Below are 22833 nucleotides of genomic sequence, written 5' to 3' on the forward strand. Positions count from 1 at the left end.
GGGCCCCGTTCCGGCCGGAACGGGGCCCTTCGCGCGTACACGGGTGCCCCGGAGAGGGTGCCTCAGACCACGTCGCCGGGCTTCGGCAGCGGCTTGCCGTACCAGTGCTCGATCAGCCGGGAGGCGATCGAGATGCCGTACGGCGGCAGGATCTCGCCCGACGCGAAGCCGGCCTCCAGGTCGTCGCGGGAGAACCAGCGCGCCTCGTGGATCTCCTCGCCGTCGACCTCGATCTCCGGGGAGGTCGCCCGCGCGAAGAAGCCGAGCATCAGGCTGGACGGGAACGGCCACGGCTGGCTGGCCAGGTACGAGACCTCGCCGACGGTGACGCCGGCCTCCTCGAAGACCTCCCGGACCACCGCCTGCTCGATGGACTCGCCGGGCTCCACGAACCCCGCCAGCGTCGAGAAGCGGCCCTCCGGCCAGTGCACCTGGCGGCCGAGCAGCGCCCGGTCCTGGTCGTCGGTGACCAGCATGATCACGGCCGGGTCGGTGCGCGGGTAGTGCTCGGCGCCGCAGACCGGGCAGCGGCGGATGTGCCCGGCGGCGGCGATGACCGTGCGCTCGCCGCAGCGGGAGCAGAAGCGGTGGAGGCGCTGCCAGTTCTCCAGGGCGACCGCGTGGGTCATCAGGCCCGCGTCGCGCGGGGAGAGGAGCAGGCCCGCCTCGCGCAGGCCGGCCGGGCGGGCCGACTGGTCCATGCGGCCGGGCAGCGAGTCCTTCTGGAGCGCGAAGTAGGAGACGCCGTCGGCGTCGGTGCCGAGGAAGTAGCGGTGGGTCTCGGTCATCGGCGCCTCGAACGCCGGGGTCATGACCAGCTCGGTGCCGCCGTCGGGGCGGTCGTCGATCAGCACCTGGCCGCCCGACACCACGAAGACGCGGGTGCTCGGATGGCTCCAGGCGGCCGCGAGCCATGCCTCGTCGAGGCGGTGGTGGGCGGCGCGGTCGATCCCGCTCGGAGCGGTGAGCGAGATCGGGCGGTCCGCGAACGCGTTGTGCAAGGTGCTCACAGGTGCTTCCAACTCCCCCGGATCGGTGTCAGTGATGGCGGCGTGCGGCCCGGCGCTCAGCGCTCGCCGGCCCGCAGGGCGGCCGGCAGGTCGCCCCACAGGTAGGCGGTCGTCTCGACGCCCTTCATGAGCAGGTCGAGCTCGACCTTCTCGTTCGGGGCGTGCCAGCCGTCGGACGGGACCGAGATGCCCAGGAAGAGCACGGGCGCGTCCAGGACGTCCTGGAGGTCGGCGGCCGGTCCCGAGCCGCCCTCGCGCGTGTAGCGGACGGTCGCGCCGTCGAAGGCCCGGCTCATCGCCCCGGCCACCGCCGTCAGGGCCGGGTGGCCGAGCGGGGTGAGGCAGGGGCGGGTCGGCGCGCCGAAGGCGATCTCGTACCGGATGCCGGACGGGACGAGCCCGGCCAGCCACTCCCGCACCAGCGTCTCGATCCGGTACGGGTCCTGCCCGGCGACGAGCCGGAAGGACAGCTTGAGGTGGGCGGAGGCGGGGACGATCGTCTTGCCGCCGGGGCCCTGGTAGCCGCCGCCGATGCCGTTGACCTCGGCGGTCGGGCGGGCCCAGACGCGCTCCAGGGTGGAGTGGCCGGCCTCGCCGAGGGTGCCGTGGGACTTGGCGGTGCGCAGCCACGCGGCCTCGTCGAAGGGCAGCTCGGCGACGAGCCGCCGCTCGGCCTCGGTGAGCTCGGCCACGCCGTCGTAGAAGCCGGGGATCGCGACCCGCTCGCCGGCGTCGTGCAGGGCGGCGACGATCCGGCCGGCGACGGTCGCCGGGTTGGGCACGGCGCCGCCGAAGGAGCCGGAGTGGATGTCCTGGTCGGGGCCGTACAGGTCGATCTCGCAGTCGGCGACCCCGCGCATGCCGGTGCAGACGGTCGGGGTGGTCTCGGACCACATGCCGGTGTCGGAGACGATCACCGCGTCGGCGGCGAGCCGGCCGGCCCGCTCCTCGACGAGCGCGCGGAAGTGCGGCGAGCCGGACTCCTCCTCGCCCTCCACCAGCAGCTTCAGGTGGACGGCGGGGGTGGTGCGGCCGGTGGCGGCGAGGTGGGCGCGGACCCCGAGGGTGTGGAAGAACACCTGGCCCTTGTCGTCGGCCGCCCCGCGCGCGTACATCCGCCCGTCGACCACGGTCGGCTCGAAGGGGTCGGTGTGCCAGCCGTCCTCGCGGGCCGCCGGCTGCACGTCGTGGTGGCCGTAGACCAGCACGGCCGGCGCGTCCGGGTCGGCGGACGGCCACTCGGCGAAGACGGCGGGGGCGCCGTCGGTCTCCCAGATCTCGACCGTGGGGAAGCCGGTCTCCTTCAGGGCGCCGGCCAGCCACTCGGCGCTGCGCCGCACGTCACCGGCCCGCTCGGGCTGCGCCGACACGGACGGGATGCGCAGCCAGTCGGCGAGGTCGCCGAGGAAGGCGGCGCGGTGCGCCTCGATGTACGCGCGTACGGGCTGGACGACGCTGTCCGGGGTCTCGCTCATGCTCACGAGCCTATCCGGCGCCGGAGGGTGCCCCGCCCAGCAGGATCGCCTCCAGCTCCGCCCGGCCGGGCAGCCGGGCCGGGCGGGCCACCTCGCCGGTCCGCACGTAGACGAAGGAGGCGGCCACCTCCTCGGGGTCGAGGCCGTGCTGCTCGGCCCACGCGAGCCGGTACAGCGCGAGCTGGAGGGGGTCGGCGGTGCGGTGGTGGCTGGTCTTCCAGTCGACGATCTCGTACGCCCCCGAGTCCGGGTCCCGGTAGACGGCGTCGATCCGGCCGCGGACCACCCGGCCCGCGAGGGTGAGGTGGACGGGGACCTCCACGCGGTACGGGGTGCGCCGGGCGTACGGCGTGCGGGCGAACGCCTCCTTGAGGACCTCCAGGTCGCGCTCGTCGACGATCTCCGGCTCGCCCGCGAAGTCCTCGCCGCCGGGGAGCTCGTCCGGGGCGAGGAACGGCAGCGGCAGCTCGTCGAAGCGGGACTCCACCCACGCGTGGAAGCGGGTGCCGCGGCGGGCCGCGGGCTGCGGCGGCTTCGGCATGGGGCGGGCCAGCTCGCGCGCGAAGCCGTCGGGGTCCTCGGCGAGGCGGAGCACCTGGGACGCGGAGAGGTACGCGGGGAGGACGACGTCCCGGGTGGTGGCGCGGGAGCGGTGCAGCTCGGCGGTGAGGGCGGCGAGGTCCCGGTCCCAGGAGGCGAGGGTGCGGCGCTCCTCGGGGGTCAGCTCGGCCTCCCGGGGGTGCGGGACGGTGCCGTCCCGCGGCGGCTGCGGCGCGGGGGCGGCGGCCGGGTCGCCGGGCAGCCAGAGGCCGTCGTCGGGCTCCGGGTCCTGGGGCACGGGGGCCTGGCGCTGCTCCGGGTCCTGGGGCTCCTGGGCGGCGCGCGCCCAGAGCTTGGCGCGGACGGCGTCCGCCGCCCGCCTGCGCCGGGCCAGCGCGTCCTCGTCCAGCGGCAGCGGCCAGGGGAGGTCCTGGCCGGTCTCGGCGAGCAGCGGGTTCTCGGCGCCCTTCTCCGGGGCCTCCGCCCACGCCTCGACGTCGCCGTGGCCCCGCTCGCAGTGGTCGTACAGGGCCCGCAGGAAGTCCGAGGGGCCGCGGGGCTTCTTCTGCGCCGGGCCCCACCAGTGGGCGGAGGCGAGGAGCAGGCTGCGGGGGCGGGTGAAGGTGACGTAGCCGAGGCGGAGCTCCTCGGTGCGCTGGTGATCGGCCATGGCCGCCTTGAAGGACTTCATGGCGGCGGCGTCCCAGGCGCCGAGGTCCGGGAGGGTGGCCGCGTCGCCGCGCAGGGCGTGCGGGAGGACCTGGGGCTGGGAGGTCCAGGACTCGCGCGCGCGGGCGGACGGGAACTGGCCGGCGACCAGGCCGGGGACGGCGACGACGTCCCACTCCAGGCCCTTCGACTTGTGCGCGGTGAGCACCTTGACGGTGTTCTCGCCGCCGGGGAGCGCGTTGTCGAGGCCCTTCTCGAACTGGACGGCGGTGCGCAGGAAGCCGAGGAAGGCGAGGAGGCTCGCCTCGCCGTCGAGGGAGGCGAAGCCGGCGGCGACGTCCAGGAAGGTGCCGAGGGTCTCGCGGCGGCGGGCGGCGAGGGCCTGCGGGGACGCCGACAGCTCGACCTCCAGGCCGGTGACGGCGAGGATCCGGTGGAGGACGTCCATGAGGGGGTCGGCGAGGGAGGCGCGCAGCGAGCGCAGCTCGGCGGCGAGGCGGGCGAAGCGGACCCGGGCCTCGGCGGAGAAGGGCAGGCCGTCGTCGGGGTGGCCGGCGGAGTCGAGGAAGGTGTCGAGGGCGTCGGCGAGGGAGATCACCTCGGCGGGGTCGACGCCCTCGACGGCGGCGGCGAGCCGCTGTGCGGGGTCGGCGTCGGTGCCGGCGGGGCCGCGGTGGACGAGCAGGCGGGCGCGGCGGCCGAGGAGGGCGAGGTCGCGGGGGCCGATGCGCCAGCGGGGGCCGGTGAGGAGCCGGACCAGGTGGGCGTTGGCGCCGGGGTCCTGGAGGACTTCGCAGACGGCGACGAGGTCGGCGACCTCGGGGAGGTGGAGCAGGCCGGAGAGGCCGACGACCTCGACGGGGACGCCGCGGGCGACGAGCGCGGCCTGGAGGGCCGGGAAGTCGCCGGCGGTGCGGCACAGGACGGCCATGGAGCCCGGTTCGCGGCCGGTGCGGACGAGGTGGGCGAGGGAGTCGGCGAGCCAGTCGATCTCCTCGGCCTGGGTGGGCAGGAGGGCGATCCGGACGGTGCCGTCGGTCTCGGCGCCGGGCGCGGGGCGCAGCGCCTCCACGCCCGCGTGCATCGCGCGCAGCGGGGCGGCGAGTCCGTTGGCGAGGTCGAGGAGCCGGCCGCCGCTGCGCCGGTTCTCGGAGAGGGAGAAGCGGGTCGCGGGGGTGCCGTCGGCGTGCGGGAAGTGCTCGGGGAAGTCGTCGAGGTTCGCGACGGAGGCGCCGCGCCAGCCGTAGATGGCCTGGCAGGGGTCGCCGACGGCGGTGACGGGGTGTCCGGTGCCCTGGCCGAAGAGGCCGGAGAGGAGGAGCCGCTGGGCGACGGAGGTGTCCTGGTACTCGTCGAGGAGGACGACCCGGAACTCGTCGCGGAGGAGTCCGCCGACCTCGGGGCGGGTGGTGGCGAGCCGCGCGGAGAGGGCGATCTGGTCGCCGAAGTCGAGGAGGTCGCGGGCGCGCTTGGCGGCGCGGTAGCGGGTGACGAGTCCGGTGAGCTCGCGGCGGGCGGTGGCCGTCTCGGGGAGCTTGCGCAGGTCGTCGTTGGTGAGCGGGGCGTCGGCGAGGGCGGTGAGCAGCCCGGCGTCGTACGCGAGGAGGTCGGCGGGCTCGACGAGGTGCTCGGCCAGTTCGGCGTCGAGCGCGAGCAGGTTCTCGACGAGGGTCGGGAAGGACTTGGTGAGCGCCGGGTACGGGCCGGGGGCCTCGCGCAGCACGCGCGCGGCGAGCTGGAAGCGGGTGGCGTCGGCGAGGAGCCGGGAGGTCGGTTCGAGGCCGATGCGCAGGCCGTGGTCGGTGAGGAGCTGCCCGGCGAAGGCGTGGTAGGTGGAGATGCAGGGTTCGCCCGGGGGGTCGTCCGGGTCGACGGGGTCGGGGTCGGTGACGCCGGCGCGGACGAGGGCGGTGCGGACGCGTTCGGCGAGTTCGCCGGCGGCCTTGTTGGTGAAGGTGAGGCCGAGGACCTGCTCGGGGGCGACCTGTCCGGTGCCGACCAGCCACACGACCCGGGCCGCCATCACCGTGGTCTTGCCGGAGCCGGCTCCGGCCACGATGACCTGCGGGGCGGGCGGCGCGGTGATGCAGGCCGTCTGCTCCGGGGTGAAGGGGATGCCGAGCAGCTCCTTGAGCTGCTCGGGGTCGGTGAGGTGCGCGGTCACCCTGAAGAGGCTAACGGGGCGCTCGGACATCCCCGTCCCGTACGCCTCCGACCTGCGGGTTCACGGCCGGCGGGCGGATCGCGGCGGAGTCCGGCGCCCCGGCCGCCCCGGCGGGCTCGTGGCGGGTCGCCGGGCGCCCGCGTGCGGGCGTATCCCGGCGAAGTCCGGCGCCCCGGCGGCGCCGGTGGGCCGGTGCGCCGTCGGTCAGGCCGGGGTGCCCGGGTCCAGGCGGGAGAGGTCGACGGTCTCGTCGGCCGGCGGGGCGGTGACCTTCACCGGGCGGTCGTAGTCGGAGAGGGTCATCCGGCCGGGTTCGTCGCCGCCGGTCCTGACGACCTGGCGGATGTACGGCTTGCCCTCGCGCGCGACGGAGACGGTGGTGGTCTCCTCGCCGTCCTTCTTCACGAGGGTCGCCACGGGGGTGCCGTCGACCTCGCGGTCGGGGCCGCGGGTCAGGCCGCGCCGCTCCTCGGGGTCCTTGCCGAGGCCGTCGAGCAGGGAGTCGAGGTCGCAGACGTCGCTGAGGTCGGCGCTGCCGGCCTGGCCGGGGGCGATCTTGAGCCAGCGGTCCTTGACGAGCTCGATCAGGGCGGCGACCTGGTTCTCGGGCACGCGCTGGGAGGTCGTCGAGATCCGCCAGAACTCCTCGTCGCCCTTCATGTAGGTGACGCCGTCGAGCCTGCGGAGTTCGGCGTCGCCGTCGTCGACGCCGATCCGGCCCTGGCAGGAGCCCTGGTCGTCGACGGAGAAGTCGACATCGAGGCGCTGTCCCTCGGCGACGATCTCGCCCCGCATGCGCAGGGAGTCCGCGGAGCGGGTGGCGTCGACGGCCCGGTCGGCGATCCGCGCCGGGGTCAGTCCGTCGAAGGGGTCCGGGGACGGAGCCGCGGCGGCCGGGACGAGGGCGGACGGGGCGGCGGCGGACGGGGCGGGGGCGGGGGCGGACGGCGCCGTCGCCGCCCAGGCCGCCGCCGGCGCGGGGCCCGCGACGGCGACGGCGGCGCAGACGACCGCCGCGGCGCGGAGCTTCCGGTGGCTGGACTGGGACCTCATACGAGCCTCCTCGCCCCCCGGACCCTGTCACCAGGGTCGCTCCACGCGCGCGTGGCCGCTACTCGGTGCGGCGGGGTCAGCTGCCGGCGCCGGCCTTCATCAGCTGCTCCATGTCGACGACCTGGTCGGCCGGCGGGGCGGTGACGGACACCGGCTTGTCGAAGTCGGAGAGGGTGACGGTGCCCGGCTCCTCGCCACCGGTGGTGACGACGCGGAGGATGTACGGCTTGGCGGAGTCCTTGGCCACGTACAGGGTGGCGGTCTCGCCCTTCGAGTCGGGCTTGCCCTTCAGCACGGCGGCCGGGGTGCCGTCGACGTCGGCGTCGGCCTCGCGGGTCATGCCCTTGCGGGGGGTGTCCTCGTCCATGTCCTTGGTGAGGGACTTGAGGTCGCAGAAGGCGCCGGGGCCCTCCTCGCCGGCCGGCATCTTCATCCAGCGGCCCTTGAGCAGCGTGGAGATGGCGCCGGCCTCCGCGTCGGAGGAGCCCTCCTCGCCGCTGGAGGACTTCCAGAAGGCGTCGTCGCCCTTCATGTAGCTGGTGCCGCCGGTGCCGACGATGTCGGCCTTGCCGCCCTTGCCGGTCTCCATGGAGCCCTTGCAGTTGCCCTTGTTGTCGACGGCGAAGTCGACCTTCATCTCGGCGCCCTCGTCGGTGCCGTTGCCGCTCAGGCGCAGGGCGGAGGCGGACTTGGTCGCCTCGACGGCCTTGTCGGCGATCGCGTCGGCGGAGAGGCCCGCGAAGGGGTCGGCGGGCTTGTCGTCGCCCTTGCCGCAGCCCGAGACGCCGGCGACGACCGCCAGGCTGATCGCCGCGGTGGCCCAGAGCTTCCGGTTGGCCCTCATGCACGTACTCCTCAGCGTGTTCGACGCGCTTCGATGTGTTCGAACGCGAATATTCACAGGTTTCCTTCACGCGGACCTTATGCGGTGCCGCGTCGACAGGGACGACCCGGGGTGGACAAAGGATGCGCAACCGGGAATGTGACTCGCGTCACCTTCCGGCCTGACGGCTCAATCGACGACCTGTCGGCCCTCGGGGCGGGCGCTGCACGCGGCCCGGAAGGAGCAGGTCGCGCAGTGCTGCCCGGTCGTCGGGGTGAAGCGCTCGTCCAGGACCCGGCCGGCGGCGGTGGCGAGCAGCTCGCCCACCCACTCCCCCTCCGGCGGCTGCTGCGCCTGCACCTTGGGCAGGGCGTCGCCGCCCTCCTTCTTGGGCGCGGCCTGGCGCAGCTGGACGAGTTCGGCGCCGCCGGGTTCCGGCCGGCGCCCGCCGAAGACCTCGTCGAGGGCGCCCTCGCGGACGGCGAGCTGGTAGACGGCGAGCTGCGGGTGGCGGGCGACCTCGTCGCGGGTGGGGGCGGACTTGCCGGTCTTGAAGTCGACCACGTAGGCCCGGCCCTCGGCGTCGGCCTCGACCCGGTCCATGGAGCCGCGGATGCGGACCTGGTACTCCCCCGCGTCCAGGGTGACGTCGAAGGCGTGCTCGGAGGCGGCCGGGGCGCGTCCGCCGCGGTCCATGACGTGCCAGCTGAGGAAGCGTTCGAGGGCCACGCGCGCGTGCCCCTTCTCCTGCTCGGACTTCCAGGGGGCGTCGAAGGCGAGGGCGTCCCACACGGTGTCGAGGCGGGCCATGAGGACGTCGAGGTCGGCGGGGGTGCGGCCGGAGGCGACCTCGTCGGCGAGGACGTGGACGACGTTCCCGAAGCCCTGCGCGGCGGAGGCGGGTTCGGCGGCCTTGACCTCGCGGCCCAGGAACCACTGGAGCGAGCAGGTGGCGGCCAGGCTCTCCAGGGCGCTCGGGGAGAGCGCGACGGGCCGGTCCCGGTCGCGCAGCGGGGCGGCGGAGCGGGTGGGCTCGTGCAGGCCCCACCAGCGGTCGGGGTGGGCGGCCGGGACCATCGGCTGCCCGTCCTCGTCGGCGAGGGCGGCGAGCGCGGCGAGCCGGTGGGCGGCGGCGTCCCGGAGCGCGGGCGAGGCGTCCGGGTCGACGGTGGTGGCGCGGAGTTCGGCGACGAGCGCGGAGACGGCGAGCGGGCGGCGGGGCCGGCCCGGCACCTCCTTCGGTTCGACGCCGAGCTCGGTGAGGAAGCGGGACGGCTGGTCGCCGTCGTCGGCGGGCGCCTTCACGGCGGTGACGACGAGCCGGTCGCGGGCGCGGGTGGCGGCCACGTAGAAGAGGCGGCGCTCCTCGGCGAGGAGGGCGCCGGGGGTGAGCGGTTCGGCGAGGCCGTCGCGGCCGATGCGGTCGGCTTCGAGGAGGGAGCCGCGGCGGCGCAGGTCGGGCCAGAGGCCCTCCTGGACGCCGGCGACGACGACGAGGCTCCACTCCAGGCCCTTGGAGCGGTGGGCGGTCATCAGCCGGACGGCGTCGGGGCGGGTGTGCCGGCGGGTGAGGGTGTCGGCGGCGATGTCCTGGGCGTCGACCTCCTCGAGGAAGTTGAGCACGCCGCGCCCGCCGAGCCGTTCCTCGGCGCGGGCGGCGGTCTCGAAGAGGGCGCAGACGGCGTCGAGGTCCCGGTCGGCGTTGCGGCCGGCGGGGCCGCCGCGGAGGGCGGCGCGCTCCAGGCGGCCGGGCCAGGGCGTGCCGTTCCAGAGCACCCACAGGGCCTCCTCGGCGGTGCCGCCGGCGGCGAGCAGCGTACGGGTCTCCTGGAGGAGCCGGCCGAGGCGGAGCGCGCCGCGGGCGTAGGCGGGGTCGTGGGCGGCGAGCCGCTCGGGCTCGGCGAGGGCGCGGGCGAGCAGGACGTCGGACGGCGGCGGCACCGTGTCGCCCGCGGCCCGCGCCTCGTCCCGCAGGGCGCGGCCGAGCCGCCGCAGGTCGGCGGGGTCGATGCCGGCGAGCGGCGAGGCGAGCAGTTCGAGGGCGGTCTGCACGTCCAGCCAGCCGGCGGGATCGCCCTGCGCGGGCTCCGAGGGCTCCGAGGGCTCCGTCGACCCAGAGGGCTCCGCGGGCTCGCTCCCGCCGGCGGGAGCGGTCCGTTCGCCCGCCGCCGGGGCCGCGACCGCCCGCAGGGCCAGCAGCAGGGGCGCGACCGCCGGTTCGTGGCGGAGGGGGGTGTCGGCGGCGTCGGTCTCGACGGGGACGCCGGCCGAGGTGAGGGCGCGGCGGAGGGCGGGGAGGCCGGCGGCGGCGCGGGTGAGGACGGCCATGGCGTGCCAGGGCACGCCGTCCTCCAGGTGGGCGCGGCGGAGCAGGTCGGCGATGTTCTCGGCCTCGGCGGAGGCGGTGGGGTACGTGTACGCCTCGGCCCGGCCTCCGTCGCGGACCGGCGCCAGGTCGCGGTGGGCGCGGACGGCGGCGGCCGGCAGGCGGGTGAGCGGCATCCGGCGGGTCAGTTCGCGGGTGACGGCGAGGAGCCCGGCGCCGGCCCGGCGGGAGGTGCCGAGGACCCGGACGGGGGCGCCGCCGAAGGCCGCCGGGAAGTCGAGGATGCCGTTCACGTCGGCGCCGCGGAAGGCGTAGATGGACTGGTCGGGGTCACCGAAGGCGACGACCGTGTTCCGGCCGCCGCCGGTGAGCGCGGTGAGCAGCCGGACCTGGGCGGGGTCGGTGTCCTGGTACTCGTCGACGTAGACGGCGTCGTACGCGGGGAGGGTGACGTGCTCGGCGAGCAGGACGGCGCGGTGCACCAGCTCGGTGTAGTCGAGGACGCCCTGGAGGTCGAGGACGTCGAGGTACTCGGCGAGGAAGCCGGCGGCGGCCTTCCAGTCGGGGCGGCCGACGCGTTCGGCGAACCGGCGGAGCGCGTCGGGGCCGAGCCCGAGCTCGCGGGAGCGGGCGAGGACGGCGCGGACCTCGTCGGCGAAGCCGCGGGTGGTGAGGCAGGCGCGGAGCTCGGCGGGCCAGCGGACGCCGCCGAGCCCGGTCCGTTCGAGATCGATCTGGCCGGCGAGGAGTTCGCGGACGGCGAGGTCCTGCTCGGGGCCGGAGAGCAGCCGGAGCGGTTCGGCGAACAGCTCGGCGTCCTGGTGGGCGCGGATCAGGGCGTAGCAGTACGAGTGGAAGGTGGTGGCCTGGGGCGGGCGCCGGCCGCCGAGCCGGGCGGCCATCCGGTCGCGGAGTTCGACGGCGGCCTTGCGGCTGAAGGTGAGGACGAGGATCCGCTCGGGGTCGGCGCCGCGTTCCATCCGGGCGGCGACGGCCTCGACCAGGGTGGTCGTCTTTCCGGTGCCGGGTCCGGCGAGGACGAGCAGCGGTCCCCGGTCGTGCTCAACCACCGCCCGCTGGGCTGCGTCCAGCTGAGGGGGATCCACCGGGGCCGGGACCGTGCGCACCAGCCGGTACGCGCCGGGGGTTCTCGGCCGTCCCGCACCCGGGTACGGCTGTCCCCGGTGCGGCGGCGTCGGCCGGGTGGTGGAGGAGGAGCTCACGTGGTTGGCCGGTCCTGGTCGGTGGTGATGTCGTGCGGGCGGTGCCGGTGACGACGCCGGTACGGGGAGGGGTACGGGGCCGGGGACGCGCACGCGCGCGTGCCGGGTCCCGTACACCCGTGCGTACCACTGCCCGATCCGGCGAATCCGTCGGTCCGGGCGGCTGGGTCGCCGCGGGCGGCATGCCCGACGACGTTACGCGAAACCGGGCGGCGGTGGACCCCGGTCCCGGGGACCGGCCGGGTCCGGTCCCGGCGGTCACCTGGGCGGCGGGCCCGGGTGTGAGATCCCGCACGCGCGCGTGGCACGGGCGTCCCGGCGGGGCGTCGCGCCGCGGTGCCGCCGGGCCGGCGCCGTCATGCCGCCGGGGTGCCGTCCCACCGGGCCCGGCGCATGTCGATCCTGGGGACGTGGTCGCCGGCGGCGGCGCCGCGCTCGCGCAGCGGGGTGCCCTCGTCGCGGTAGTGGGCGAGGGCCCGCAGCTCGTGGCCCGGGAGCAGGGTGCCGTCGGCGCGGACGACCCGCCACCACGGGGCGGAGCCGCCGTAGAGGGACATGACCCGGCCGACCTGGCGGGGTCCGCCCTCACCGAGCCATTCCGCGACGTCACCGTAGGTCATCACCCGGCCCGGCGGGATGCGGTCGGCGACGTCGAGCACGGCCTCCGCGTACGGGGGCAGCTCCCCCGCCCCTCCGGAGCCTTCCGCTCCGCTCGCCCCGGTCTCTGCCACGGGTCCCTCCAGCCTCATCCGTCCCATCCTGCCTCACCCCACCGACATGGCCCTGATGCCTCCGCCCGGCGGCTCTTCGTGCCACCATCGTCCGGGCGGTGACTGGTGATACGAGATCAACAGCGGCAGACGCAGGCAGAACCGACGGATGTACACGCAGAGACGGACATGGTGATGGGTCAGGACACTCAGCCTCCAGGGGAGGCCCGGCCCGACGTGCCCGAGCGGGTCTCCGGCGACGAGCCGCTGCTCGCCGCCCGTGTCCACCGCCCCTCCGACCTGATGCGCCTGCTGGCCGGGGTGCTGGCCATCGCCGTCGTCCTCGCCATCGCCGCGTTCGCCCACGGCACCACCTCCGGCCTGGAGCAGGACATCAACAAGGGGGCCGTCGGCGCCCCGGACGTCTTCGTCAAGATCGCCGGTCTGGTGTCGTCGATCGCGATCCTGGTCCTGCCGGTGGCCTTCGCCATCGAGCGGCTGGTGAAACGGGACGGGCTGCGGATCGCCGACGGCGTGCTCGCCGCCGTCCTCGCGCACGGCGTCACGCTGGCGATCGACCTGTGGGTGGCGAAGGCGGCGCCGGACACCATCCAGGACGCGCTGACCCAGCCGGCGGGCGCCGGCGGGCTGACCGACCCGGTGCACAACTACCTCGCGCCGGTGATCGCGTACATGACGTCCGTCGGCATGGCCCGCCGGCCGCGCTGGCGGTTCTCGCTGTGGGCGGTGCTGCTGCTCGACGCCTTCACCATGCTGGTGGCCGGCTACACCACCGCCTTCTCGATCATCCTCACCGTGCTGATCGGCTGGACCGTCGCGTACGGCACGCTGTACGCGGTCGGCTCGCCGAACGTGCGGCCGACCGGCCAGACCCTCCTCGCCGGCCTGCGCCGGGTCGGCTTCCGGCCGGTGACGGCGCTGCGCGCGGAGGAGGTGCCGGAGACGGCGGAGAGCGGGGACCGGGGCCGCCGGTACCTCGTGACGCTGGAGGAAGGGCCGCCGCTGGACGTCACGGTCGTCGACCGGGAGCAGCAGGCGCACGGCTTCTTCTACCGGCTGTGGCGGCGGATCACGCTGCGGACGGTGACCACCCGCCGGTCGATCGTGCCGCTCCGGCAGGCGCTGGAGCAGGAGGCGCTGCTCGCGTACGCGGCGATCGCGGCGGGCGCGAACGCGCCGAAGCTGATCGCCACCTCGGAGCTGGGGCCGGACGCGGTGATGCTCGTGTACGAGCACATCGGCGGGCGCAGCCTGGACTCGCTGGACGACGACGAGATCACCGACCCGCTGGTGCGCAGCGCGTGGCAGCAGGTGCGGGCGCTCCAGTCGCGCCGGATCGCGCACCGCAGGCTGTCGGGCGACGCGATCCTGGTGGATCGTTCCGGCAGGGTGTTCCTGACGGATCTGCGCGGCGGCGAGATCGCGGCGGGCGATCTGGTGCTGCGGATGGACATCGCCCAGTTCCTGACGACCCTGGGGCTGCGGGTCGGGGCGGAGCGGGCGGTGGCGGCGGCCGTGGACGTGCTGGGCCCGGACGCGGTGGCGGACTGTCTGCCGCTGCTCCAGCCGATCGCGCTGAGCCGGTCGACCCGCGCGACCCTGCGGCGGCTGGCCCGGGAGCGGTCGCAGCGGGAGCGGGAGGCGGTCCTGGCGGCCTCCGAGGCGGCGAAGCGGGAGCGGGAGCGCGCCAAGGCGGCGGCCCACGCGGGCCTGCCGGCGCCCGGCACCGACCCCAAGGCGGAGAAGGCCGAGAAGAAGGCCGACAAGAAGGCGGAGAAGCGGGCGCTCGACGAGGCCCTGGACGAGGCCCGCGAGGAGGACCTGCTGGCGCAGATCCGCCGGCAGGTGCTGCTGATCCGGCCGCAGGCGCCGGTGGAGCCGGTCCGGCTGGAGCGGATCAAGCCGCGGACGCTGATCTCGATGATCGCGGGCGCGGTGGCCGCGTACTTCCTGCTGTCGCAGATCGCCCGGACGCCGCTGTCCACGGTCAGCCAGGCGGACTGGCGGTGGGTGGCGGCGGCGGTGCTGTTCTCCGCGGTCAGTTATGTGGCGGCGGCGATGAGCCTGCTCGGTTTCGTGCCGGAGCGGGTCGGGTTCTGGCGGACGGTGGTGGCGCAGGTCGCCGGCTCGTTCGTGAAGATCGTCGCCCCGGCGGCGGTCGGCGGCGTCGCCCTCAACACCCGCTTCCTCCAGCGCTCGGGGGTGCGGCCGGGGCTCGCGGTGGCGAGCGTCGGCGCCTCGCAGCTCTTCGGGCTGGGGGCGCACATCCTGCTGCTGCTCCTCTTCGGCTATCTGACGGGCACCGAGAAGTCGCAGTCGTTCACGCCGTCCCGGACGGTCATCGCGGGTCTGCTGACGGTCGCCGTGCTGGTGCTGGTGATGACGGCGATCCCGTTCATGCGGAAGTTCGTCTCGACCCGGCTGCGCTCGCTGTTCGCCGGAGTGGTGCCGCGCATGCTGGACGTGCTGCAGCGTCCGATGAAGCTGGTCACGGGCATCGGCGGGATGCTGCTGCTGACCGGCGCGTTCGTGTTCTGCCTGGACGCCTCGATCCGCGCCTTCGGACACGGGAACGTGTCGTACAGCTTCGCGAGCGTGGCCGTCGTCTTCCTCGCGGGCAACGCGCTGGGCTCGGCGGCCCCGACCCCCGGCGGCGTCGGCGCGGTCGAGGGCGCGCTGATCGGCGGTCTCGTCACCGTGGGCAACGTGCCCATCGACGTCGCCACCCCGGCGGTCCTCCTCTACCGCCTGCTGACCCTGTGGCTGCCGGTCCTGCCGGGCTGGATCTGCTTCAACTGGCTGACGAAGCGGCAGGCCCTGTAGTCCGGCGCCGGCCGCGCACCCCCGCCAGGCACGCCGGCGGGAGGGCGCCGGGGGGCCGCCGACACCCGCTTGGGGGTGCGTCACGGGCGCGCCCGGCCCGCGCGCCGGAGCATGGGGGCATGCCGATCTCCGCCGCCCAGCGCGCCGCCGCCCTCCTCACCGCCACCGCCGTGCTGTGCCTCGCCGGCTGCTCGGACGACTCGGGCGACGGGTCCCCGGCGGGCTCCCGCGCCACCGGCACCGGCGGCCTGTCGGCGCTGACGGAGCAGCAGCTGGAGTGGGACACCTGCCCGCCGCCGTCCCCGGCGGAGGGCGGCGGCGCGGCGCCGACGCCGCTGCCGGGCGGCACCGCGTGGGAGTGCGCGTTCCTGCGGACCCCGCTCGACTGGTCGCGGCCGGAGGGCGAGACGATCGAGCTGGCCCTGATCCGGGCGCGGGCCCGGGACAACGCCCGCCGCATCGGCTCGCTGGTCTTCAACTTCGGCGGGCCGGGCGGCTCCGGCGTCACCGCCCTGCCCGGCTTCGCCGGCGACTACGAGTCGCTGCGCTCCCGCTACGACCTGGTCTCCTTCGACCCGCGCGGCGTCGGCCGCAGCGAGCCGGTGGAGTGCGCCACGGACGAGGAGCTGGACGCCTACTACGCGCTGGACTTCACGCCCGACGACCTGGCGGAGGAGCGGACGCTGTCCGACGCCCAGAAGAAGTACGCGGCGGGCTGCGAGAAGGACGCCGGGAAGGTCCTCCCGCACGTCGGCACGGAGAGCGCCGCCCGTGACCTGGATCTGCTGCGGCAGGTCCTCGGCGACGACAAGCTGCACTACTTCGGCATCTCGTACGGCACCGAGCTCGGCGGCGTCTACGCCCACCTCTTCCCCGAGCGGGTGGGCCGGGCGGTGTTCGACGCGGTCGTGGACCCGGACGCGGGCGTCGAGGAGGGGGCGCTCGGCCAGGCGAAGGGCTTCCAGCTGGCGCTGGACAACTTCGCGCAGGACTGCGTGGACCGGGGCGACGAGTGCGCGCTGCCCGGCACGACGGTCGCCGAGGTCGAGAAGGGCGTCACCGACCTGCTCGCCGCGCTCGACAAGAAGCCCATCCCCGGCATCGGCAGCCGCGAGCTCACCCAGACGCAGGCGACCAACGGCATCGCCCAGGCGCTGTACTCCAAGGAGTTCTGGCCCTATCTGGAGCAGGGCCTGGAGGCGGCAGACGGCGGCGACGGCGCCCTGCTGCTCGCCCTGTCGGACTCCATGAACGGGCGCGGCGAGAACGGCGGGTACAGCAACATCCAGGCCGCCAACGCCGCCATCAACTGCGTCGACTTCAAGGAGCGCTACACCCTCGGCCAGGCCAAGGAGCGGCTGCCGCAGTTCCGCGAGGCGTCGCCGGTCTTCGGCGACTTCATGGGCTGGGCCCTGTCGTCCTGCTCGCAGTGGCCGGTGCCGGGCTCCTGGGATCACCCGGACGTGTCGGCGCCCGGCGCGGCGCCGATCCTGGTGGTCGGCAACACCGGCGACCCGGCGACCCCGTACGAGGGCGCCCGCGCGATGGTGAAGGCCCTCGGCAAGGGCGTCGGCGTGGAGCTGACGTACGAGGGCGAGGGCCACGGCGCCTACAACGGCGGCAGCGCCTGCGTGAAGAAGGCCGTCGACGGCTACCTGCTGAACGGCAAGGTCCCCGCGTCCGGCACCGTGTGCAAGTAACCGCACCGGAGCCGCCCCCCGGCCCTCGCCTAGGATGACGGGCCAGTCTCGATCTTGGGGGGTCTCCCATGTCCATACGCCGGCGCCTGACGGTTCTCGCCCTCGGCGGAGTACTGGTCACCGGCTGTACGAGCACGGGCTCCCCGACCGCGGCCCCGTCCCCGGCCACCCCCACCTCCGGCAGCACGTCCGGCGGCACCTCCTCCGCCGCCCCCTCCCCGGACGCCAAGTCCTCCCCCGCCCCCGGCCTCCCCGCCTCCCTCACCGGCCAGCGCCCGGACTGGCAGCGCTGTGACGACTGGGGCGGCGACTGGCGCTGCGCGACCGTGAACGTGCCGCTCGACCACGCGAAGCCGTCGGGCGCCACGCTCCCCGTCGCCCTGATACGCAAGGAGGCGACCGACCCGAAGCGACGGATCGGTTCGCTGCTCTTCAACTTCGGCGGGCCGGGCGGCTCCGGGGTGGACATGCTGCCGGAGCTCGCCGGGGACTACGAGGAGCTGGGCGAGCGGTACGACCTCGTGAGCTTCGACCCGCGCGGGGTGAGCCGCAGCTCCGGCGTCGTCTGCCGCACCGACGCCGAGCAGGCGGCGGCCGAGACCCGCGTCGACGCCACCCCGGACACGCCCGCCGAGGAGGCCGCCTATCTGAAGGACGCGGCGGACTTCGCCGCCGGCTGCGCCCGCCGCTCCGGCAAGGTGATCCCGTACACCACCACCACGGCCACCGCCCGCGACCTGGACCTGATCCGGCACGTCCTCGGCGACGCGAAGCTGCACTACTTCGGCATCTCGTACGGCACCCAGCTCGGCGGCACCTACGCCCACCTCTTCCCGAAGAACGTCGGCCGGCTGGTCCTGGACGCGGTCGTCGACCCGACCGCCGACAGCGCGGGCCACGCCCGGCACCAGACCGTCGGCTTCCAGCGGGCCCTGGACAACTACGCGAAGAGCACCGGGCAGACGCCGAAGGCCGCCGGCGCGCGGATCACCACGCTGCTGGCAGCGCTCGACCGGCGGCCCCTGGAGGTCGGCGAGCGGCGGCTCACCGAGGGCCTGGCGATCACCGGCATCGCGGTGACCCTCTACTCCGAGGAGAGCTGGCCGCTGCTCACCCAGGCGCTGCGGGCGGCCGAGTCCGGCGACGGCGCCCCGCTGCTGCGGCTGGCGGACGCCTACAACGACCGGGATCCCCAGGGGCGTTACTCCACCCAGTCGCACTCCCAGCGGGCGATCTCCTGCGCCGACTCCAGCGAGCGCCCGACCCCCGCGCGGGCGAAGGAGCTGCTGCCGGAGTTCCGCCGGCTCTCCCCCGTCTTCGGCGCCTTCCTCGCCTGGGACACGGCCGGCTGGTGCGCCGGCTGGCCGGTGGAGGGCGAGGCGAAGACCCCGGCGGCGTCCGCCCCGGGCGCGGCCCCGGTCCTGGTCGTGGGCACGACCGGCGACCCGGCGACCCCGTACGAGGGCGCCGAGCGGATGGCGGAGGAGCTCGGCGAGGGCGTCGGGATCCTGGTCACCAACAAGGGCGAGGGGCACGGCGCGTACGGCACCTCGGAGTGCGTGACGGAGACGGTCGACGCGTACCTGCTGGACGGGAAGGTCCCCGCGTACGGCACGACCTGCGGGTAGCGCGGACGCGCGGAGGCCCCGGACCGGCGTGCGGTCCGGGGCCTCCGTCACGGCCGGCTAGTAGACCGGCTTCTCGGGCTCGATCTGGTGGACCCAGCCGATGACGCCGCCGCCGACGTGCACGGCGTCCGCGAAGCCCGCGGACTTGAGCACGGCGAGGACTTCCGCACTGCGGACACCCGTCTTGCAGTGCAGGACGATCTTCTTGTCCTGCGGGAGGTCCTGGAGGGCACTGCCCATCAGGAACTCGTTCTTCGGGACCAGGCGGGCGCCGGGGATCGAGACGATCTCGTACTCGTTCGGCTCGCGGACGTCGATGATGTCGATGTTCTCGCCCTCGTCGATCCACTCCTTGAGCTGCTTCGGAGTGATCGTGGAGCCGAGCGCCGCCTCCTGGGCCTCCTCCGACACGACGCCGCAGAACGCCTCGTAGTCGATGAGCTCGGTGACGGTCGGGTTCTCGCCGCAGACCGCGCAGTTCGGGTCCTTGCGGACCTTCACCTGGCGGTACTGCATCTCCAGGGCGTCGTAGATCATCAGGCGGCCGACCAGCGGCTCGCCGACGCCGGCGAGGAGCTTGATGGCCTCGGTGACCTGGATGGAGCCGATGGACGCGCAGAGCACGCCGAGGACGCCGCCCTCGGCGCAGGACGGGACCATGCCCGGCGGCGGGGGCTCCGGGTAGAGGCAGCGGTAGCAGGGACCGTGCTCGGACCAGAAGACGGACGCCTGGCCGTCGAACCGGTAGATCGAGCCCCAGACGTACGGCTTGTTCAGCAGCACGCAGGCGTCGTTCACCAGGTAGCGGGTGGCGAAGTTGTCGGTGCCGTCGACGATCAGGTCGTACTGGCTGAAGATGTCCATCACGTTGTCGGCCTCGAGCCGCTCCTCGTGCAGGACCACGTTCACGTACGGGTTGATGCCGAGCACGCTGTCGCGCGCCGACTCGGCCTTGGAGCGGCCGATGTCGGACTGGCTGTGGATGATCTGGCGCTGGAGGTTCGACTCGTCGACCTCGTCGAACTCCACGATGCCGAGGGTGCCGACACCGGCCGCGGCCAGGTACATGAGCGCCGGCGACCCGAGGCCGCCGGCGCCGACGGCCAGCACCTTCGCGTTCTTCAGCCGCTTCTGCCCGTCCATGCCCACGTCGGGGATGATCAGGTGGCGGGAGTACCTGCGGACCTCGTCTACGGTGAGCTCGGCGGCCGGCTCGACCAGGGGTGGCAGCGACACGGGGACTCCGGTTGTCGGTATGTCAGTACGGTTGTTCTCCCCGTAACACTGCCACGCCCCTTCTCATTCCGAGACACCCGGTCCGATCCGCGAGACGATTTCGTCCCAGTAGCCGGGCAGCGAGTGGAATGGCGTGCTTTGTCCCACCGCTCCGCCGGGCCGCCCGCTGCGGTCGGTGAAGAAGATCGTGCCGGCGCCCTGCCAGCGGGCGATCCGCAGCGCCTCGTCGAGATGGGTGCGCGGCACCCCGTGGACGAAGTGCGCGAACTTCCCCTCCGGGTAGTCGGCCGTCCACTCCGCCACCTGTGACCAGCGGTAGTCCGCCCAGGCGCCGGAGAACGTCACCAGCTGGTCCGCCGCCTCCGCGTAACCGGGGTACGGGTGGGCGCCGTGGCCGAGGACGACGTGGGCGGCGCCCCCGAGGAGCGCGGACAGGGTGGTGGAGACCCGCCTCACTCCGGGCAGGTCCGTCCGGTCCGTGGGACAACGGTCCAGATAGAAGCCGCCGACCCGGTACCAGTCGAGGTACCGCTGCGCCTGCGAGACCAGTTCGCCGAAGGGCCGGGAGCCGTGCGCCAGGTCCAGGTGCCCGAGCACCCGGACGCCCGCGTTCCGCACCCGGCCGGCGGTCTCCAGGCAGTGCGGGTCGGGGCGGCTGCCGGGGCCGTCGGCGACGTTGAGCACCGCCCAGTGGACCGGGGTGCCGGGGCGGGTGAGTTCGGCCCATTCGACGGGGGCGAGCAGCGGGTGGGCGTAGCCGGGGGCGCCCACGCCGAGCGCCCGGACGGTCCCCGTGGCGGTCAGATGCGACACGCCGCCTCCATCCAGATGTCGGCGAGCGACTCCTCCAGGTTGATCCGGGGGCGCCAGCCGAGCCGGTCGCGGGCGGTGCGGACGTCGGCCTGCTGCCAGGGCCCGCAGCCGTCGGGGTACGGGAACGGGGCGGCGGCCAGCTGTTCGGCGATGGTCGCCTCGGTGCGGGGGGCGCCGATGACGGGCCGCTGCGGCACCCCGTGCGGGCCGTCGACCTCGTGCAGGTTGCCGGTGTAGCCGGCGACGCGGGCGAGGACGGCGGCGGCGTCCCGGAGCCGGACGGCCCGGCCGGTGCCGATGTTGACGACGCCCTGGGCGGCGGAGAGGGAGGCGGCGTGCACGGCCCGGGCCACGTCCCGGACGTCCACGAAGTCGCGCTGCACGCCGAGGCCGCTGAGCTTGAGCTCGCCGTCCCCGGCCTGCAGGGCGCGGCGCATCGCCTCGGCGAGCCGCCCGAGCGGCGAGCCGGCGGGGGTGCCGGGGCCGACCGGGGAGAAGACCCGGAGCACGACCGCGTCGAGCCCCGAGCCGAGGACGAGTTCGGTGGCGGCGAGCTTGGAGACGCCGTACGGGCCGCCGGGGCGCGGCACGGCGTCCTCGGCGGTGGAGGAGCCGGGCTGGCTGGGCCCGTACTCGGAGGCGCAGCCGACCTGCACGAGGCGGGCGCCGCAGCCGCTGCGGCGCAGGGCCTCGCAGACGGTGGCGACGGCGACGGTGTTGTGCCGGGTCAGGTCGCGGGCGCCGCCCCGGGTGGCGCCCGCGCAGTTGACGACCACGCCGGGGTGGACGGCGTCGAGGAAGCGGGTGAGGGCGCCGGGGCTGCCGGTGGCGAGGTCGAAGCGGACGTCGGCGTCGTCGCCGCGGCCGAGGGCCGTGAGGTGGACCGCCGGGTCGGCGAGCAGCCGGTCGGCGACGAAGCGGCCGATGAAGCCGTTGGCTCCGAGCAGTAGCACCCTCATCGTGCGGCCCCTTCGTGCCGACCGGCCGGTGCTGGGGTGGGAGGGGTCATGGTCTGGTTTCTCCTTGCGGGTGATGAGAGAGAGAGGGGGGGTGGCGCGCCCGCGGCGTCGGCTCCGCGGGTGCCCGGGGTCAGGGGGCGGTGTGGGCGGAGGCCCGGGTGAGGGCGCCGGTCGCGTGGGCCAGCAGGCCGAGCGCGGCGGCGCCGCAGACGAGGGCGGGGAGGGCTCCGGGTCCCCAGGCGGCGGCGAGGGTCCGTACGGGGACGGCGAGCGCGTCGAAGCCGGGGAGGGGGAGCCGGGCGGCCAGCACGCTCGCGAGGCCGAGGGCTTCGGCGGCGCAGGCGGCGGCGAGGGCGGCGGCGGCCGTCTCGGGGTGTCCGTGGACGGTGAGCAGCCGGGCGAGGAGGAGCAGGGCGCCGAGCGCGAGGACGCCGGCGGTGAGGCCGGTGAGCGCCAGCAGGACGGTGAGGGCGGCGAGGTGGAGGAGGACGGCGGCGAACAGCCACGCGCGCGTGCCCGCCGCGAAGTCGGCGAGCCCCCGGCTGGTGGCGATGCGGCGGCGGGCCCGGCCGGCGAAGAGGTGGGCGCACCAGGCGGCGGGCGCGACGGCGAGCGCGAGGCCGAGGAGCGGCGCGGGCCGCAGGTCCCAGGCCCCGTCGGGTCCGCCGCGGAGCACCTGCTCCAGCAGCCCGTCGCCGGCGACGGCGTACGCGAGGAGCCACAGGGTCCACAGCCGGGCGGCGGGCGCGGGGGCGGGGGCGCGGAGCGGTCCGCGCCGGACGGCGAGGACGAGCGCGGCGGCGAGCGCGAGCGTCCCGGCGGTCCCGGCGGTGATCCGGGCGGCGCCGTCGAGGTGGAGCAGCGCGGGCACCAGCAGCGCGGCGGCGGCGCCGGGGGCGAGCGCGGCGAGGACCCAGGGGGTACGGGGTTCGGCGGCGGGCGCGGCCGGCGCGGGTTCCACGTGGCCGCGCGGTACGCGCGCGTACAGCTCCTCGGCGAGCGAGAAGACGTCGCGGTGGCGGTAGCGGGCGGCGGTCCGGTCGGTGAAGCCCTGCGCTTCGAGTCCGGCGGCGATCTCCAGCGGGTCGACGGCGCGGGCGCACAGCTCCCGGTGCCGGCGCAGCAGCACCTTGACGGGGTCGCCGCCGGAGCGCCGGGGCGTCCCGGCGACGGGCGCGGGACCTGTGGGCGCGGGCGGCGCGCCCCAGGCGGCGCCGGGCCCGGGGGCGGTGGCCTCGGTGGCCGGCGGCTGCGGCGGGTCGGCGGCGGGGGGTGCCTCCGGGACTTCGGGTGCCTCTGGAGCTTCCGGTGCTTCGGGCGCCTCCGGCGCGTCCGGCTCCTCCGACTCCCCCGTCTTCTCCGGCTCCCCCGTCTCCTCCGGCTCTTCCCCAGGGGCGGGTTCGGGTTCCGGGTCGGGGGCGGGGTGGCGGGGCGGGCCGAAGGCGGAGAGGAGGTCGTCCAGGGCGGAGGCGCCGGGGATGGGGTCCGGGGAGGCGGGCCGGGGGTCCGCGTGCAGGTCCAGGGTGGGGAGCGCGCCGGCGGGCCCCGGGGCTATGGCGGGGGGCGCGGTGTCGGCATCCACCGCGGGGGCGCCGAGAAGTGCCTCGGAGCGGGCGTCCCAGGCTCCGGGGCTCGTCGGGGCGGCGGAGCCGCGCATGGG

14 protein-coding genes are annotated in these 22833 nt (G+C 75.4%); 3 read left to right on the plus strand and 11 right to left on the minus strand.

The features are described from left to right. Positions 1-62: 62 nt before the first annotated feature. The 7 genes from nudC to ACFVQZ_RS35535 all read right to left on the minus strand — a co-directional run bounded on the left by nudC (position 63) and on the right by ACFVQZ_RS35535 (position 12041). Positions 63-1010, minus strand: coding sequence for an NAD(+) diphosphatase (gene nudC / locus ACFVQZ_RS35505; RefSeq protein ID WP_030498048.1), 948 nt, complete (start codon positions 1008-1010; stop codon positions 63-65). Between the two features lie 56 nt (positions 1011-1066). Further along, complete coding sequence (locus ACFVQZ_RS35510) at positions 1067-2485, minus strand: dipeptidase (RefSeq protein ID WP_383628995.1); 1419 nt, start codon at positions 2483-2485, stop codon at positions 1067-1069. Between the two features lie 10 nt (positions 2486-2495). Continuing rightward, positions 2496-5858 carry a UvrD-helicase domain-containing protein gene (locus tag ACFVQZ_RS35515; RefSeq protein ID WP_383628997.1) on the minus strand — a complete coding sequence of 1121 codons (3363 nt, stop codon included), beginning with the start codon at positions 5856-5858 and terminating at the stop codon, positions 2496-2498. A 204-nt stretch (positions 5859-6062) separates the two neighbouring features. Beyond that, complete coding sequence (locus tag ACFVQZ_RS35520) at positions 6063-6911, minus strand: hypothetical protein (protein WP_383628999.1); 849 nt, start codon at positions 6909-6911, stop codon at positions 6063-6065. Positions 6912-6987: 76 nt separating this feature from the next. After that, positions 6988-7755, minus strand: coding sequence for a hypothetical protein (locus ACFVQZ_RS35525; protein ID WP_383629001.1), 768 nt, complete (start codon positions 7753-7755; stop codon positions 6988-6990). A 168-nt stretch (positions 7756-7923) separates the two neighbouring features. After that, entirely contained in the window at positions 7924-11283 is a 3360-nt protein-coding gene (locus ACFVQZ_RS35530; RefSeq protein WP_383629003.1) for an ATP-dependent helicase, read from the minus strand. Between the two features lie 356 nt (positions 11284-11639). Beyond that, positions 11640-12041 carry an MGMT family protein gene (locus ACFVQZ_RS35535; RefSeq protein WP_383629005.1) on the minus strand — a complete coding sequence of 134 codons (402 nt, stop codon included), beginning with the start codon at positions 12039-12041 and terminating at the stop codon, positions 11640-11642. Positions 12042-12182: 141 nt separating this feature from the next. Here ACFVQZ_RS35535 and ACFVQZ_RS35540 point away from each other — a divergent pair, with 141 nt between their 5' ends. The 3 genes from ACFVQZ_RS35540 (at position 12183) to ACFVQZ_RS35550 (ending at position 18165) form a co-directional block, all read left to right on the plus strand. Then, positions 12183-14837 (plus strand): flippase-like domain-containing protein, encoded by a 2655-nt coding sequence (locus ACFVQZ_RS35540; RefSeq protein WP_030498041.1) that lies wholly within the window; start codon positions 12183-12185, stop codon positions 14835-14837. 119 nt (positions 14838-14956) lie between these two features. Further along, positions 14957-16537, plus strand: a complete 1581-nt coding sequence (locus tag ACFVQZ_RS35545) for an alpha/beta hydrolase (RefSeq protein ID WP_030498040.1) — start codon at positions 14957-14959, stop codon at positions 16535-16537. A gap of 68 nt (positions 16538-16605) precedes the next feature. Then, on the plus strand, positions 16606-18165 hold the full coding sequence (locus ACFVQZ_RS35550; protein WP_030498039.1) for an alpha/beta hydrolase: 1560 nt from the start codon (positions 16606-16608) through the stop codon (positions 18163-18165). Between the two features lie 57 nt (positions 18166-18222). Here ACFVQZ_RS35550 and moeZ read toward each other — a convergent pair whose 3' ends face one another. From moeZ to ACFVQZ_RS35570, 4 genes are all read right to left on the minus strand, one after another. Beyond that, the gene (gene moeZ, locus ACFVQZ_RS35555; protein ID WP_030498038.1) at positions 18223-19401 is read right to left on the minus strand and encodes an adenylyltransferase/sulfurtransferase MoeZ; all 1179 of its coding nucleotides are present in this window, start codon (positions 19399-19401) and stop codon (positions 18223-18225) included. Positions 19402-19464: 63 nt separating this feature from the next. Next, positions 19465-20214: a spherulation-specific family 4 protein gene (locus ACFVQZ_RS35560; RefSeq protein ID WP_383629009.1), complete on the minus strand. Its 750-nt coding sequence runs from the start codon at positions 20212-20214 to the stop codon at positions 19465-19467. Next, complete coding sequence (locus tag ACFVQZ_RS35565; RefSeq protein ID WP_030498036.1) at positions 20202-21173, minus strand: NAD-dependent epimerase/dehydratase family protein; 972 nt, start codon at positions 21171-21173, stop codon at positions 20202-20204. The genes ACFVQZ_RS35560 and ACFVQZ_RS35565 overlap by 13 nt, the downstream gene beginning before the upstream one ends. A gap of 130 nt (positions 21174-21303) precedes the next feature. Beyond that, complete coding sequence (locus ACFVQZ_RS35570) at positions 21304-22830, minus strand: hypothetical protein (protein WP_383629011.1); 1527 nt, start codon at positions 22828-22830, stop codon at positions 21304-21306. Positions 22831-22833 lie beyond the last annotated feature (3 nt).

The sequence above is a fragment of the Streptomyces sp. NPDC057854 genome (genome assembly GCF_042797055.1).
Classification (GTDB): domain Bacteria; phylum Actinomycetota; class Actinomycetes; order Streptomycetales; family Streptomycetaceae; genus Streptomyces.

Excerpts from the sequence above, each read along its gene's own strand:
- ACFVQZ_RS35520 (WP_383628999.1), bottom strand. The coding sequence starts at position 6,911 with ATGAGGTCCCAGTCCAGCCACCGGAAGCTCCGCGCCGCGGCGGTCGTC.
- ACFVQZ_RS35550 (WP_030498039.1), top strand. The coding sequence starts at position 16,606 with ATGTCCATACGCCGGCGCCTGACGGTTCTCGCCCTCGGCGGAGTACTG.
- ACFVQZ_RS35565 (WP_030498036.1), bottom strand. The coding sequence starts at position 21,173 with ATGAGGGTGCTACTGCTCGGAGCCAACGGCTTCATCGGCCGCTTCGTC.
- ACFVQZ_RS35570 (WP_383629011.1), bottom strand. The coding sequence starts at position 22,830 with ATGCGCGGCTCCGCCGCCCCGACGAGCCCCGGAGCCTGGGACGCCCGC.
- ACFVQZ_RS35545 (WP_030498040.1), top strand. The coding sequence starts at position 14,957 with ATGCCGATCTCCGCCGCCCAGCGCGCCGCCGCCCTCCTCACCGCCACC.
- ACFVQZ_RS35525 (WP_383629001.1), bottom strand. The coding sequence starts at position 7,755 with ATGAGGGCCAACCGGAAGCTCTGGGCCACCGCGGCGATCAGCCTGGCG.
- ACFVQZ_RS35510 (WP_383628995.1), bottom strand. The coding sequence starts at position 2,485 with ATGAGCGAGACCCCGGACAGCGTCGTCCAGCCCGTACGCGCGTACATC.
- ACFVQZ_RS35540 (WP_030498041.1), top strand. The coding sequence starts at position 12,183 with ATGGTGATGGGTCAGGACACTCAGCCTCCAGGGGAGGCCCGGCCCGAC.
- ACFVQZ_RS35535 (WP_383629005.1), bottom strand. The coding sequence starts at position 12,041 with ATGGGACGGATGAGGCTGGAGGGACCCGTGGCAGAGACCGGGGCGAGC.